The 13,138-nt window shown below is 68.8% G+C and carries 12 protein-coding genes and 1 tRNA gene; 5 read left to right on the forward strand and 8 right to left on the reverse strand.

Annotated features, from left to right (window positions below; translation table 11 throughout):
* The first annotated feature begins 7 nt into the window (after window positions 1–7).
* The 3 genes from IAI58_RS16210 to IAI58_RS16220 all read left to right on the forward strand — a co-directional run bounded on the left by IAI58_RS16210 (window position 8) and on the right by IAI58_RS16220 (window position 3,901).
* Window positions 8–2,029: an acetyl/propionyl/methylcrotonyl-CoA carboxylase subunit alpha gene (locus IAI58_RS16210; RefSeq protein ID WP_419555842.1), complete on the forward strand. Its 2,022-nt coding sequence runs from the start codon at window positions 8–10 to the stop codon at window positions 2,027–2,029.
* Window positions 2,026–2,937 (forward strand): hydroxymethylglutaryl-CoA lyase, encoded by a 912-nt coding sequence (locus IAI58_RS16215; protein WP_207444837.1) that lies wholly within the window; start codon window positions 2,026–2,028, stop codon window positions 2,935–2,937. The genes IAI58_RS16210 and IAI58_RS16215 overlap by 4 nt, the downstream gene beginning before the upstream one ends.
* 67 nt (window positions 2,938–3,004) lie before the next feature.
* On the forward strand, window positions 3,005–3,901 hold the full coding sequence (locus IAI58_RS16220) for an alpha/beta fold hydrolase (protein WP_207444836.1): 897 nt from the start codon (window positions 3,005–3,007) through the stop codon (window positions 3,899–3,901).
* Window positions 3,902–3,954: 53 nt separating this feature from the next.
* Here IAI58_RS16220 and IAI58_RS16225 read toward each other — a convergent pair whose 3' ends face one another.
* The 7 genes from IAI58_RS16225 to IAI58_RS16255 are packed head-to-tail and all read right to left on the reverse strand — an operon-like array spanning window position 3,955 to window position 10,562.
* Window positions 3,955–4,938 (reverse strand): Bug family tripartite tricarboxylate transporter substrate binding protein, encoded by a 984-nt coding sequence (locus tag IAI58_RS16225; RefSeq protein ID WP_207444835.1) that lies wholly within the window; start codon window positions 4,936–4,938, stop codon window positions 3,955–3,957.
* Window positions 4,939–4,962: 24 nt separating this feature from the next.
* Window positions 4,963–6,150: a hypothetical protein gene (locus tag IAI58_RS16230; RefSeq protein ID WP_207444834.1), complete on the reverse strand. Its 1,188-nt coding sequence runs from the start codon at window positions 6,148–6,150 to the stop codon at window positions 4,963–4,965.
* A gap of 23 nt (window positions 6,151–6,173) precedes the next feature.
* On the reverse strand, window positions 6,174–7,163 hold the full coding sequence (locus IAI58_RS16235) for an ABC transporter substrate-binding protein (protein WP_207444833.1): 990 nt from the start codon (window positions 7,161–7,163) through the stop codon (window positions 6,174–6,176).
* A 12-nt stretch (window positions 7,164–7,175) separates the two neighbouring features.
* Window positions 7,176–7,364, reverse strand: a complete 189-nt coding sequence (locus tag IAI58_RS16240; protein WP_207444832.1) for a hypothetical protein — start codon at window positions 7,362–7,364, stop codon at window positions 7,176–7,178.
* A gap of 12 nt (window positions 7,365–7,376) precedes the next feature.
* Window positions 7,377–8,360, reverse strand: coding sequence for a Bug family tripartite tricarboxylate transporter substrate binding protein (locus tag IAI58_RS16245; RefSeq protein ID WP_207444831.1), 984 nt, complete (start codon window positions 8,358–8,360; stop codon window positions 7,377–7,379).
* Entirely contained in the window at window positions 8,332–9,579 is a 1,248-nt protein-coding gene (locus IAI58_RS16250) for a Gfo/Idh/MocA family oxidoreductase (RefSeq protein ID WP_237182878.1), read from the reverse strand. Before IAI58_RS16250 ends, IAI58_RS16245 begins: the two co-directional genes overlap by 29 nt.
* A gap of 2 nt (window positions 9,580–9,581) precedes the next feature.
* Window positions 9,582–10,562 (reverse strand): PDR/VanB family oxidoreductase, encoded by a 981-nt coding sequence (locus IAI58_RS16255; protein WP_207444830.1) that lies wholly within the window; start codon window positions 10,560–10,562, stop codon window positions 9,582–9,584.
* Between the two features lie 201 nt (window positions 10,563–10,763).
* On the opposite strand from IAI58_RS16255, the gene IAI58_RS16260 reads away from it, so the two are divergent.
* The gene (locus tag IAI58_RS16260; protein WP_237182879.1) at window positions 10,764–12,164 is read left to right on the forward strand and encodes a Rieske 2Fe-2S domain-containing protein; all 1,401 of its coding nucleotides are present in this window, start codon (window positions 10,764–10,766) and stop codon (window positions 12,162–12,164) included.
* The gene (locus IAI58_RS16265) at window positions 12,161–12,694 is read left to right on the forward strand and encodes a MarR family winged helix-turn-helix transcriptional regulator (RefSeq protein WP_207444828.1); all 534 of its coding nucleotides are present in this window, start codon (window positions 12,161–12,163) and stop codon (window positions 12,692–12,694) included. The genes IAI58_RS16260 and IAI58_RS16265 overlap by 4 nt, the downstream gene beginning before the upstream one ends.
* 254 nt (window positions 12,695–12,948) lie before the next feature.
* Here IAI58_RS16265 and IAI58_RS16270 read toward each other — a convergent pair.
* A tRNA-Ser gene (locus IAI58_RS16270) sits at window positions 12,949–13,038 on the reverse strand.
* Window positions 13,039–13,138: the final 100 nt, after the last annotated feature.

Here is a 13,138-nt window from a genome sequence, read left to right on the forward strand (position 1 = left end):
GGAGACCATGATGTTCCGCAAGATCCTGGTGGCCAATCGCGGTGAGATCGCCTGCCGGGTGATCGCCACGGCCAAGCGGCTCGGCATCGCCACGGTGGCCGTCTATTCCGAAGCCGATGCCGGTGCGCGCCACACCCGGCTGGCCGACGAGGCCTGGCCCATCGGCCCCGCCCCCGCGCGCCAGAGCTATCTGGTGGGCGAGCGCATCCTGGAGGTCGCCCGCCGCTCCGGCGCCGAAGCGATCCATCCCGGCTATGGCTTCCTCTCGGAGAATGCCGATTTTGCGGCGGCCTGCGCCGAGGCGGGCATCGTGTTCATCGGCCCGCCGGCTTCGGCCATCCGCGCCATGGGGTCCAAGGCGGAATCCAAGGCGCTGATGGAACGCTCCGGCGTACCGCTGGTGCCGGGCTACCATGGCGAGGCGCAGGACCTGCCGCTGCTGAGGGCGGAGGCGGCGCGGATCGGCTATCCCGTGCTGGTCAAGGCCTCGGCCGGGGGCGGCGGCAAGGGGATGCGCGTCGTTACCGAGCCAACGGAGATCGAGGTTGCAATCGAGGGTGCCAAGCGCGAGGCGCTGGCCTCCTTCGGCGACGACCGCGTGCTGATCGAGAAATACCTGAGCCAGCCAAGGCATATCGAGATCCAGGTCTTTGCCGACAGCTTCGGCAAAACTGTCTCGCTGTTCGAGCGCGACTGCTCCATCCAGCGGCGGCACCAGAAGGTGATCGAGGAAGCGCCGGCCCCGGGCATGGACCCGGCGCGGCGCCGCGCCATGGGCGAGGCCGCCGTCGCCGCCGCGCGGGCCGTGGGCTATGCCGGCGCCGGCACGGTGGAATTCATCGCGGAAGGCGACGCCTTCTACTTCATGGAGATGAACACGCGCCTGCAGGTGGAGCATCCCGTGACGGAGATGGTCACGGGGCTGGATCTGGTGGAATGGCAGCTCCGCGTCGCCGCAGGCGAGCCCCTGCCGCTGCCGGAGGAGAAGCTCACCCTCCACGGCCATGCCATCGAGGCGCGGATCTATGCCGAGGACCCGGCGCGCGACTTCATGCCCGCCGTGGGCACCCTGATCCATCTGCGCCAGCCGCGCGAGGTGCCGGGCCATGTGCGGGTGGATACGGGCGTCCGCCAGGGCGACACCATCACGCCAAACTACGACCCCATGATCGCGAAGCTGGTCGTCTGGGGCGAGGACCGCCCGGCCGCCGTGCGGCGCCTCGCGGCGGCCCTGGCGGAATACGAGGTCGTCGGGCCGCAGACCAATCTGGACCTGCTGCGCGCCATCGCCGGCCACCCGGCCTTCGCGGCGGCGGAACTGGATACTGGCTTCATCGCCCGCCATGCAGAGAGCCTCATGTGCGGCAGGCCGGCGGAAGCCGATGCGGCACTGACCTGGGCGGCGGCGGCCTTGTCGACGCTGCGGGAACAGCGGGAGGCCGTGACGGCACAGGCGCGGGAGACGGGCGACCGCTGGTCCCCCTGGGCCCAGGCCGATGCCTGGCGCATGAATGGCGAAGGCTACCAGGACCTGCATTTCCGCCGGGGGGAGGAAGAGCCGGTCACCATCCGCGCGCATCCACTGGGCAAAGGGCGCTACCGGCTTGGCCTGCCCGGCGGCTCTGCCGAGGCGGAACTGGCGGAGGACGAGGCGGGCCCGATCCTGCTGCTGGACGGCGTCTCCCGCCGCCTGCGGCTGGTGCGGCGGGGGGATGAGCTGACGGTGGTGCTGGGCGGGCGGAACCACCTGCTGCGGCGCATCGACCCGCTGGCGCCGCCCCGGACGGAGACGGCCGGCAATGACCGCGTCCGGGCGCCGGTGCCCGGCCGGGTCAGCCGCGTGCTGGTGCGGCCTGGGGAGATGGTGGCGAAGAACGCGCCGCTGGTGGTGATCGAGGCCATGAAGATGGAACTGACGCTGCGCGCGCCCATGGATGGGCGCGTCGAGAGCGTGCCCCACCAGGTGGAGGAGATGGTGGAGGAAGGCACGGAACTCGTCACCTTCGAGACGGAGGCCGCCGCGCCATGAGCTACCCCGCGCGGGTGCGCGTGGTCGAGGTCGGGCCACGCGACGGGTTGCAGAACGAGAAGGCCACCATTCCCGTCGCCACCAAGGCAGCACTGATCGGGCAACTGGCGGCGGCCGGGCTGACCACCATCGAGGCCGGCAGCTTCGTCTCGCCCAGATGGGTGCCGCAGATGGCGGATACGGCGGAACTGCTGGCCATGCTGCCCGCCCGGCAGGGTGTCAGCTATCCCGTGCTGGTGCCGAACCTGCGGGGGCTGGAACAGGCCCTGGCCACGGGCCGGGTGGAGGAGATCGCGGTCTTCGGCGCGGCCTCGGAGGCCTTTTCCCAGCGGAACATCAACTGCTCGATCGACGAGAGCCTGCGGCGCTTCGAGCCAGTGGTGGCGCAGGCGCTTGAACACGGCCTGCGGGTGCGCGGCTACGTCTCCTGCGTGCTGGGATGCCCTTATGAGGGCGAGGTCGATGCCGGCGCGGTGACGCGGGTGGCCGCGGCCCTGGCGGAGATGGGCTGCTACGAGATTTCCCTGGGCGATACCATCGGCACGGGCACGCCGCTGAAGGCCCGCCGGATGCTGGAAGCCGTGGCCGCCAAAGTGCCGGCCGGCCGGCTGGCGCTGCATTTCCACGACACCTATGGGCAGGCCCTGGCCAATATCCTGGCCTGCCTCGAACTCGGCGTTTCCGTGGTGGACAGCGCGGTGGCCGGGCTGGGGGGCTGCCCCTATGCTCCGGGCGCCACGGGCAATGTGGCGACTGAGGACGTGGTCTATATGCTCCATGGCATGGGCATCGGGACAGAGCTGGACCTCGGCCGGCTCTGCGAGGCCGGGGCCATGATCTCCTCGGCCCTGGGGCGGGAGACAGCTTCCCGGGTCGCCCGGGCGCGCGGGGCCACGGGAGGCAGGTGACCGCTTTGCGGCCCAGCGGGCACCTGGCCGTGGCTATAGTGCCGGAACCAAGCGACAGAGGGCCGTGATGCTCAGATCCATCGATGCCGGCGTGCTGAATGTCGTGTTCGAGGAGCACGGGAGCCCGGATGGCTGGCCCGTGCTGCTGATGCACGGCTTCCCCTATGACGCGCATGCCTATGACGCGGTGGCGCCGATCCTGGCCGCGGCGGGCGCCAGGGTCATCGTGCCCTGGCTGCGCGGCTATGGTCCGACCCGCTTCCTGTCACCAGCGACGCCGCGCTCGGGCGAGCAGGCGGCGCTGGGCAAGGACCTGCTCGATCTGCTGGACGCGTTGCGGATCCGCTCCGCCATGCTGGCCGGATATGACTGGGGCGGGCGCGCGGCCTGCATCGTCTCCGCCTTGTGGCCGGAGCGCGTGCAGGGGCTGGTCTCGCAGAACGGCTACAATATCCAGAACATCGCCCAGTCCGGCGAGCCGCAGGCGCCGGAGAACGAGATGCGCCTGTGGTACCAGTATTACTTCCATTCCGAGCGCGGCCGCAGGGGGCTGGCGGAGAACCGGCGGGAGTTCTGCCGCCTGCTCTGGCGCCTCTGGTCGCCGAAATGGCGCTTCGACGACGCCACCTTCGAACGGACGGCCGAGAGCTTCGACAACCCCGCTTTCGTGGAGGTCGTGATCCACTCCTACCGGCACCGCTTCGGGCTGGTGGCGGGCGATCCGGCGCTGCTGCCGGTCGAGCACCGGCTGGCCACGCAGCCGCCGATCACCGTGCCCGCCATCACGCTCGATGGCGACGCAGACGGCGTGCTCGCCCTGGGGGGTACCGCGAAGCATGCGCCGCGCTTCACAGGGCCGCATGAGCACCGGGTGCTGCGGGATGGCGGGCATAATCTGCCGCAGGAAATGCCGGAGGCCTTCGCGGCGGCGATCCTGGAGCTGCGGGGCCGGCTGGCGGCCTGAGGCACGCCAAGCCGGCACGGCGCGGGCCTGCCGCCCCGCCGTGCCGCCCCACGTCAGTCCATCCGGGCGCCGCTGGCCCGCACGGCGGCCGACCATTTCTCCCGCTCCGCCACCACGAATTCCGCGAAGTCGCGGGGGGATTCCAGGGGCACGACCTCCGCGCCGCGCTGGCGCAGCCGCTCCACCGTCTCCTGATTCCGCATGCCCATGCGGAAGGCGGCGTTGAGCGCCGTGACCACGGGCGCGGGCGTGCCGGCCGGGGCAAAGATGCCGTCCCAGGCCGCGACCTCGAAGCCCGGCAGGAAGGAGGCGACGGTGGGAAGGTCCGGGTGGGTCGGCAGCCGCTCCAGGCTCGTCACCGCCAGGGCCCGCACCGCGCCGCCCTGCAGCAGCGGCGCCGCGGCGGGGATCAGGTCGATCGCCATGTCCACGCGCCCGGCCGCGAGATCCGTCATCGCCGCCGCATTGCCGCGATAGGGCACATGGACCAGATCCACCCCGGCCGCGCCCCGGAACATCTCCGAGGCGATATGCCCCGTCGTGCCATTGCCGGCGGAGGCATAGGTGAGCTTGCCCGGCTGCGCCTTCAGCAGCGTGATCAGCTCCGGCACCGTCTCCACCGGCAGGTCCTTGCGGACCACCACCACCAGGGCGATGCGGGAAAGGGCGGCGACGGGGATGAAGTCGGCATCCGGGCGGAACGGCAGCTTCGGGTAGAGCGCCTCGTTGATCGCATGGGTGCCGTTGGTGCCGTAGAGCAGGGTATAGCCATCCGCCGCCGCGCGCGCGACGGCCTCGGCGCCGATATTGCCGCCCGCGCCCGCCCGGTTCTCCACCACCAGCGGCTGGCTGAGTTGCGCCTGCGCCGCCTGGGCGGAGAGGCGGCCCAGCGTGTCGCCCCCGCCCCCGGGGGCGAAGGGCACGACCAGCCGGATCGGCCGCTCCGGCCAGTTCTGCGCCCGCGCGGCGCCGGAAGTGGCGGCCAGCACAGCCGCCGCCCCCAGAAAGTCCCGCCGCTTCAATCTTATGTTCTTCATGGACGTTTCCCCGTATCTGCCCGGTCAGGCCGGATAGGCTTCGAGCAGTTCCACCGGATCGCCGTAGGTTTCCGCCAGGGCGCGGACCTTGGGGTCGCGCAGGGACATCAGGTAGCCGTCCTCCACCAGCGTGCGGTTGCCGGCCACCACGGTGCTGTCGAAGGTGACGAGGTCCATGTGGATATGCGGCTCTTCCCAATTCGGCATCACCCGGCGCAGGTATTCGGAAGGTTGCAGCGCGTTGATGCCGAAATGCAGCGCGCCCGGGGAATTCGGGCCGGCGGGATAGATGTCGAAGCGCGGCGCCTTGGGGTTATGACCGCAGCCTACTTCCTCCAGCGTGCCGCCGATCAGGTAGTCGCGCATCACCTGCGCTTCCCAGCTCTCGCCATGCACGGCCTTCACCACGTCCTGCTCAAACTCGACGCCGACGGGCTCCTTGAAGGGCTCGTCGAAACCCACCGCCCATTGCGGCCAGATCGTGCCGGTGACGCCGATCTTCTCCTCGGGCTGCAGGCCGACCATGCTCGGCTCGAAGAGGTTGGGGCCATGCGTCGGCAGGTAATGGACGTAGCAGCCATCCTCATCCGCCACGTTGTGGCCGCGCCAGCGGTTGTGGCGGCGCAGGTGCTGCAACATCTTTTCGCTGAAGGGCACGCGGAAATCGGTGCCGCGCGGATCGGTGATCCGCAGCGTGAAGTCCCCGGCCTCGGGGAACATGCGCCCGGTCGCGCGGATGATCTCGCCCAGCAGCTCCACCGGGAACTGCGCCTGCGGCGTGTGCAGCAGGTCGAGGTCGCGGAAGAAGGTGATCTTGACCCAGCGCTGGCCCTTGTTGCGGCGCAGGCCGATGCAATAGGGGTCGAGCACCGAAGCAAACCAGGTCGAGACCACGAAGGTCGCGCGCTCCAGCAGCGCCTTCGCCTCCTCAGGCACGGTGACGTAGCGTGTGGAATCGCCCATGTAGGAGATGAAGGTGGCGCCGCGCCCGCGCGCCAGCCCCTGCACCGCCTGCACGACACGCGGGTCGATCAGCGGGTCGGTCAGCATCACCACATGATCGCCGGGGCGGATCGCCATGACGCGGCAGAAATTATCCACGCCCTTCATGTAGTCGGCGATGCTGGCCGGCTTGTGCTCCACCTTCCGCGGCAGGCCGCGGCGGGTGGAGGAGGCCATGATGTCCGGCACCTGGTTCAGAAAGCCCTTCATGATCGTTTCCTCTTCACGATGCGTCAAAGCTTGAAGGTTTCCAGCGAGGCCGGGTGAAACAGTTCCTCCGGCGCCAGCCGCCGCGAGGACAGGCCCTGCTCGTGATGCGCCGTCAGGAAGGCCTCCAGCACATGCCGGTTCGCCTCCAGCCCGTAGGACCAGAAATCCTCGCCCATGAGCTGCCGCGCATGCTGCAACCGCTCCTCGACGAAGGGCAGCGTCACCTTGGTGGCGGCGGTATTGGACAGCTTCCGCATCGCGACCTCCTTGGCTTCCTCGAAAGCTTTCGCAAGGGCGGCCGGGAGGTAGCGGTGCTTCTCCGCCACGTCCTTCCGCACGCCGAGCAGGTGCATGATCGGGAACATGCGGTGCCGCCCATACCATTCGGAGGCGGCGGCCACCGGATCGGGCCAGAGCCGCCCCACCTGCGGGTGCCCCCGGTCGAAGCAGGACGGTGCGCGCGGGCCGACCACGGCGTCGATCGTCCCATCGGCCAGGGCGGAAGACAGCGTGGCGCCGGGCGGCAGGCTTTCCAGCCGCACATCGGGCGGCAGCTTCAGCGTGATCTTCTCCTCCCGCGACGGATCTTCATAGCCGCCGCGCACCCAGGTCACGTCCGAGGGGCGGACGCCGTATTCCTCCAGGATCATCCGCACCCAGACATTGGCGGTGAGCTGGTATTCCGGCAGGCCGATCCGCCGCCCTTTCAGATCCTCCGGCCGCCCGATGCCGCGATCGGTGCGGATATAGACGGAGGTGTGGCGGAAGGCGCGGGAGGGGAAGACGGGGATGCCGACGTAAGGGCAGTCGCCATTCGCCGTCTTCACGGTGAAGGAGGAGAGCGACAGCTCGCAGATATCGAAATCGGCGTATTTGAAGGCGCGGAAGAAGATTTCCTCCGGGTCCAGGATCGAGAAGACCGGATCGACGCCGTCGATGCGGACGCTGCCGTCCACCAGCGGACGGATGCGGTCATAGTCGCCGATGGCGAGGGACAGGGGCAGAAGAGACAAGGCTCGCGGCTCCTAGCTGTTGCGCGCTGTGCTGGCGGCGGCGGCCAGAATCGCCACGATGTCGTTCTCGGCCGCCGCGGCGGACTGGTATCGCGGCTCCGTCGTCACATAGGGCGCCGGTGCGTCATGGGGGTTGTAGATCTCCAGGTAGAAGCGGCCGGAGCGCTCATCCCGCACGGGTTCAATACGGATCAGGGGCATGTTGGAACTTCCTTAGTCAGGACGGATGCCAGCGGCCTGGGTGATCTCGCCATTCCGCGCCTGCTCCTCTTCGACAAGGCGAGTGAAATCGTCACTGCTTTCCAGGATCGGCGCGCAGCCCAGGGCGGCGAGGCGCCGCACGATCTCAGCATCGCGCAGCGCGCTGGTCGTCGCGCCATGCACGGCCGCCACCTTCTCCGCCGGCAGGTGGCGCGGTCCCCAGATGCCGGTCCATCCCTCGAAGACCATCTCGGGGTAACCCAGTTCCACCATGGTCGGGACCTCCGGCAGCAGCGGCACCCGCTCCTTCGCGGTGACGGCGAAGGCCTTGAGCTGGCCTCCCTCGATCAGCGGCTGCACCGCGCCCAGCGGCGCGAACATCAGGCTGACGGCGCCGGAGACCAGGTCGTTCACCGCGGGACCGGAGCCGCGATAGGCGACGATGGTGAATTCCGCGCCCAGCTTCTGGCCCAGCGCCGCGGCCCCCAGCTGCCCGACAGAGCCGAGGGTCGAGCCCGCGAAGGTGAAGCGGTTGGGCTCCTGCCTGACCGCCGCCAGCAATGCCCGGGCGTCCGGCTGGTGGATATGGTTCGCCCCGCCCACCAGCACATAGGGGATGCGGACCGTCCGCAGGATCGGCGTGAAATCGGTCACGGCGTCGAAGGGCACGCCGCGCTGCACGAATTTCAGCACGAGATGCACCTCGTTCGAATAGAGCAGGTTCAGCCCGTCCGGCGCCGAGCGCGCGACTTCCTGCGCCCCGATCGCGCCATTGGCGCCGGAGCGGTTCTCGATCACCCAGGTCTGGCCCAACTCTTCCGCGATGCGGTTGGTCAGGAGGCGCGCGGTGACATCCGTGGTTCCACCCGGCGCGTAGGGCACGATCAGCCGTGCCGTATTCCGCCCGCCCTGGGCGTGGGCCGCGGCGGGCAGCCCCAGTGCTGTCGCGGCGGCAAGACGGAGCGTATCACGGCGCCCCCAGGTTCCGATGGCCATAGCGTTCCTCCCAGTATGTCATGGCCGTTTGTGCCGGCCCTTGGTGCTTCAGCGTCACGTCCCGCCCGTTTCGGGCGGATTCGAGCAGTGCGAGGCAGACCTCTGCCGTGGCGAGGCCCCATTCCCCGCTGTGCAGCGGGGGCAGGCCATGCACCACGGCGGCGTGCAATTCATCGATGACCTCGGCGCGCGGGATGTCGGGCGGGGGCAGTGGCTCGAAGCGGCGCTCGTCGTCGCCATAGACCAGCACGCCCCGCGCGGTGGGCCGCAGATCGGCCTTCTCGCAGGAGGCGATGACCAGGCCGAAATGATTATAGGCGGGCGGCGGCGGCCCCCGGCGCGCCTCGGCGGCACCGCTGCCGCGGCCATAGGCCCGCTGTTCCTTCAGCGCCGCTTCCTCCGCCGGGGAAGCAACGCGGCGCAGGGCCGCGCGCGCGGCGCCATGGACTGCAGGATCGCGGGGGGTTCCCATCTCCCCTGTCCAGTCCTGGAACTCATCCGTGTCGAAATGGCCGTGACCGTTATAGGTCAGCGTGGCGGAAAGGCCCTCGCCGAAATCCAGCAGCGCGTTATAGGCGCCTTCCGTACCCCGCGCGGGATCCCAGACCGAGGCCGCCGCACGGATGGAACGGGCCGGGCGGCCCGCCAGCAGGCGCACCACCTCCACCTGATGCGGCGCCTGGGAAAAAATGGCGCCGCCGCCCTGCGCGGTGTCCAGCTCTTCCGGCCGCCGCGGGCGGTAGAGGTAATCGGTGAAGTTCAGCGCCGTTACCATCCGCACCGCGCCGAATGCGCCGGAGCGGATCATGGCACGCGTGCGGAGATAAGGCGCGTCGAAGGAATGGCTGTGGCCGACAAGCAGGTGCACGCCGGCCTGCCGCGCGGCATCCACCATGGCCAGGCAATCCCCAACCGCCAGCGCCATCGGCTTTTCCACCAGCACATGCTTTCCGGCAGCGGTGGCGAGGCGCACATGCTCGACATGGAACTGGTGGGGCGAGGCAATATAGACGGCGTCCAGGCCGGGATGGGCGCAGAGCGCCTCCACCGTCTCGTAGCCGCGGGCGTCGAAATCCGCCTCGAACCGCGCCCGGGCCTCTGGCCTGGGGTCGGCGGCGGCGACCATCCGGATGCGCGGGTCCCGCGCCAGGGTGGGCAGCATCAGCATGAAGGCCCGTCCGAGACCCGCCACGCCCAGCCGGATCGGCGCCTCCACCACGTTCAGAGATCCAGCACGAGCGTGTCGGACTTCGCGCGGGAGACACAGATCATCAGCGCGGATTTCCGTTCCGCCGGGGTCAGCACCATGTCGCGGTGGTCCACCTCGCCGGAGAGGTAGCGGGTGCGGCAGGTGCCGCAGGTGCCGCTCTCGCAGGACGAGGGCAGCTTGCGGCCATGGGCGCGCAGCACCTCCAGGATGGTGCTGCCCACCGGCACGTCCAGCGCATCGCCATCGTGGCCGAGCCTGACCGAGAATGGCGTGTCATCGGCGCGCGGGCGGACCAGATCGGAGCCGAAATCCTCGAAATGCACGGCATTTTCCGGCCAATGCCCGGTCATGTCACGCACGGCATCCATCAGCGGGCGCGGGCCGCAGCAATAGATATGGGCCTTGGTCGGCTCCTCGAAAACCGGCCAGAGATCATAGGCTTTTTCGGGATCACCCTCGTCGTGATGGATCACGACGGCATTCTCCGCGGCAAAAGCGGGGTCGAGGATCTCGCCGTGGAAGGCAGTGCTCGTGGCGGCGCGGGTCAGGTAGAACAGCCTGAAGGGCTTGCCGCCTTCGGCCTTCAGGTAGCGGATCATGGCCAGGATGGGCGTGATCCCGATACCGCCGGCAACAAAGATGTATTCCGGCGCGCGCAGATCCAGCTCGAACAGGTTGCGTGGTGCCGAAACATCGAGGCTGGCGCCCGGCTGCGTGCCGTCGATCAGGCCGACGGAGCCGCCCCTGCCCTTCTCCTCCCGCTTCACGGCGATGACGTAGCGGTCCCGCTCATGCGGGTCGTTGCAAAGGGAGTAGTTGCGCATCGCCCCCGAGGGCACGCGGACGGAGAGATGCGCGCCCGGCGTGAAGGGCGGCAGGTCCGCCCCCTGGGGGTGGCGCAGTTCAAAGAGCTGAATGCCATCGGCGGCGGGCTCGGCGCGCGCCACACGAAGGGTCATCAGCTCCGCATCCGCTTCCGGTGCTTGGAGCATGAACAGATTCCTCGGGCGGTCTTTCGATTGCCGCCTCTCATTATAGTTAGATACCTAAGTTTATCAGCGCAAGAGCTTTGTGCCACGCCGCCAGATTTCAGGCACGCCACGCGGAAGTCAGAGGTATTGCCCTCTCTATAACCCAGTCATCTTACTAAAATACAAATGCCTTGACGCGGAGCCCGCCGGCGAGAAGATTAGATGCCTAACCTTTTTCCGGGGCTGTCGCCCACCAGCACCGATCACCGGGAGGACGCGTCAACCATGCTGACCGCCGAGGAGAACGAAACCCTGTGCCGCGTGGAGGGCGACGCCCCCATGGGCCGATTGATGCGCCGCCACTGGGTGCCTGCCCTGCTGTCCGAGCAATTGGCGGAACCGGATGGCAAGCCCGTGCGCCTGACCCTGTTCGGCGAAAAGCTGGTCGCCTTCCGCGACAGCGACGGGCGGGTGGGCGTGCTGGGCGAGATGTGCCCGCACCGCAAAGCCTCCCTGGCCTTCGGGCGCAACGAGAATTGCGGGCTGCGCTGCCTCTACCACGGCTGGAAGTTCGACGTGGACGGCAATGTCGTGGACATGCCCTCCGAGCCCAGGGAAAGCGGCTTCGCCGAGCGGGTGAAGCACACATCCTATCCCGCGCGGGAAGCCGGCGGCTTCGTCTGGGTGTATATGGGCCCCGCCGACGTCATGCCGGAATTCGAGCCCCCGCCCTGGGCGCCCACCCCGGAAGCCCATGCCGCGATCGTGCGGATCCAGTTGCCCTGCAACTGGGCGCAGATCATGGAAGGGCAGATCGACAGCGCCCATTCCTCATCCCTGCATTCCACCGACATGCGGCCGGCGCGCGGGGAGGCGACGGCGCTGGACACGCACTGGGTCCGGCCTTCCACGGACAAGAACCCGCGCATCCAGGTGCAGGTGACGAATTACGGCATGCGCTATGCCGCCATCCGCCGCCCCATCATGAACGCGGCGACGCAGGATTATGTGCGGATCACCACCTTTGTCGCGCCCTTCACGGCGCTGATCCCGCCCAATTCCACCTACAACGTCGCCAGTGTCATCGTGCCGCGCGACGACACCAGCAGCTACTTCCACTTCATCGCCTGGCATGAGAGCCGGGAGGCCATCACCACGGCCGCCTGGCGCAGGTTCTGCGTGGCGGAGGTCGGCGTCGATGTCGACGAGGAATTCCGGCCCATGAAGCGCCATGCCTGGAACGACTACCTCCAGGACCGCGCCCTCATGAAAACAGGCGATTCCTTCACCGGCATTCCCGGCATCCCCAATCAGGATATCGCGATGTGGGAGTCGATGGGCGCGATCGCGGACCGGACCTCCGAGCGGCTGGGCGCCAGCGACATCGCGGTGATCCAGTTCCGCCGCATCATGCTGGATGCCGTGGCGCGCTTCACCGCCGGCGCCGCGCCGATCGGGCTGGAGGCGCCACACCTGCCGCAGGCCAAGCTGCGCTCCTACCAGGGGGTGGTGCCCAAGACGGCGAACTGGCGCACCCTGGGCGCCTCCGACGAAGAGGTGGCTTACCTGGGCGGCATGGAGGAGGAGGAAGACGAAAAGGCCATGGCCCAGGCGGCTTCATGAGCACAGGGCCGGCTGCGCCCTTCCCTGCCCGGCCGGATACCGGCCGGGCCGTTTCCGGTGTAGCCTGCACCATCTCCACCACGCAGGATACAGCCCTGACCACCCCCCTCCCCTTCGACCAGAGTCTCGGCTTCCTGGTGCGGGACCTGAACCGCGCCATCCAGCGCCACCTGCAGGCCCGGCTGCAGAACTATGACGTGGCGCTCGGCGCCTGGTATTTTCTGCGCGTACTCTGGGAGGAGGACGGCCTGACCCAGCGCGACCTCGCGCGCCGGGTCGGCATGATGGAGCCGACCGCCGTGGCCGCCCTGCGGGGCATGGAAACGAAGGGCTGGATCCGGCGGGTCCGGTCGGAGACTGACAAACGCAAGGTCTTCCTGTTTCTCACCCAGGCCGGCCGCGACCTGCGCGAACAGCTGATGCCCGAGGCGCATGCCGTCAATGCCACGGCCGCCGGGAACCTGTCCGATGACGAGGCGCGGATGTTCCGCGCGCTGCTCCGACGGACGAGGGCGAATTTTCCGCCTTAAACGGTTGCCGCCCACGCTGGCTGGAGGGGCCGGATACCTTCAACCTGGCCGCTCAGGCTGGCGCCCGGGCCGGCCGGCCAGGGACAGCGGGCACATCGCGCCTGCGGCGGGCGCAGCCCGTTGGCAGCCCGAGCCTCATCCGGCAACCGGAACAGCCGCGCCATCTCGGCCCCTGAACCTTTTTAACCCGGTCAGGACACGAGCAGCTTGTGGAGACCCTCCATGCAGAGGCGGAACTCGAACTGCATGGGAAATGGCGGAGAGGGTGGGATTCGAACCCACGGTACCCTTGCGAGTACTTCGGTTTTCGAGACCGACGCGATCGACCACTCTGCCACCTCTCCGCGGGTGCCTGGGTCGTCAGGTGGCCGGCGGTATAAGCGGCGGCGGCGCGGTGCGCAACAGTCCTCAGACCGGATCGGGTCAGGAATCCGCAAGCCGGCG

It is taken from the genome of Roseomonas marmotae (assembly GCF_017654485.1).
GTDB lineage: Bacteria > Pseudomonadota > Alphaproteobacteria > Acetobacterales > Acetobacteraceae > Pseudoroseomonas > Pseudoroseomonas marmotae.

Excerpts from the sequence above, each read along its gene's own strand:
- IAI58_RS16215 (WP_207444837.1), top strand. The coding sequence starts at position 2,026 with ATGAGCTACCCCGCGCGGGTGCGCGTGGTCGAGGTCGGGCCACGCGAC.
- IAI58_RS16255 (WP_207444830.1), bottom strand. The coding sequence starts at position 10,562 with ATGCTCCAAGCACCGGAAGCGGATGCGGAGCTGATGACCCTTCGTGTG.
- IAI58_RS16230 (WP_207444834.1), bottom strand. The coding sequence starts at position 6,150 with ATGAAGGGCTTTCTGAACCAGGTGCCGGACATCATGGCCTCCTCCACC.
- IAI58_RS16260 (WP_237182879.1), top strand. The coding sequence starts at position 10,764 with ATGCCTAACCTTTTTCCGGGGCTGTCGCCCACCAGCACCGATCACCGG.
- IAI58_RS16245 (WP_207444831.1), bottom strand. The coding sequence starts at position 8,360 with ATGGCCATCGGAACCTGGGGGCGCCGTGATACGCTCCGTCTTGCCGCC.
- IAI58_RS16240 (WP_207444832.1), bottom strand. The coding sequence starts at position 7,364 with ATGCCCCTGATCCGTATTGAACCCGTGCGGGATGAGCGCTCCGGCCGC.
- IAI58_RS16225 (WP_207444835.1), bottom strand. The coding sequence starts at position 4,938 with ATGAAGAACATAAGATTGAAGCGGCGGGACTTTCTGGGGGCGGCGGCT.
- IAI58_RS16210 (WP_419555842.1), top strand. The coding sequence starts at position 8 with ATGATGTTCCGCAAGATCCTGGTGGCCAATCGCGGTGAGATCGCCTGC.
- IAI58_RS16220 (WP_207444836.1), top strand. The coding sequence starts at position 3,005 with ATGCTCAGATCCATCGATGCCGGCGTGCTGAATGTCGTGTTCGAGGAG.
- IAI58_RS16265 (WP_207444828.1), top strand. The coding sequence starts at position 12,161 with ATGAGCACAGGGCCGGCTGCGCCCTTCCCTGCCCGGCCGGATACCGGC.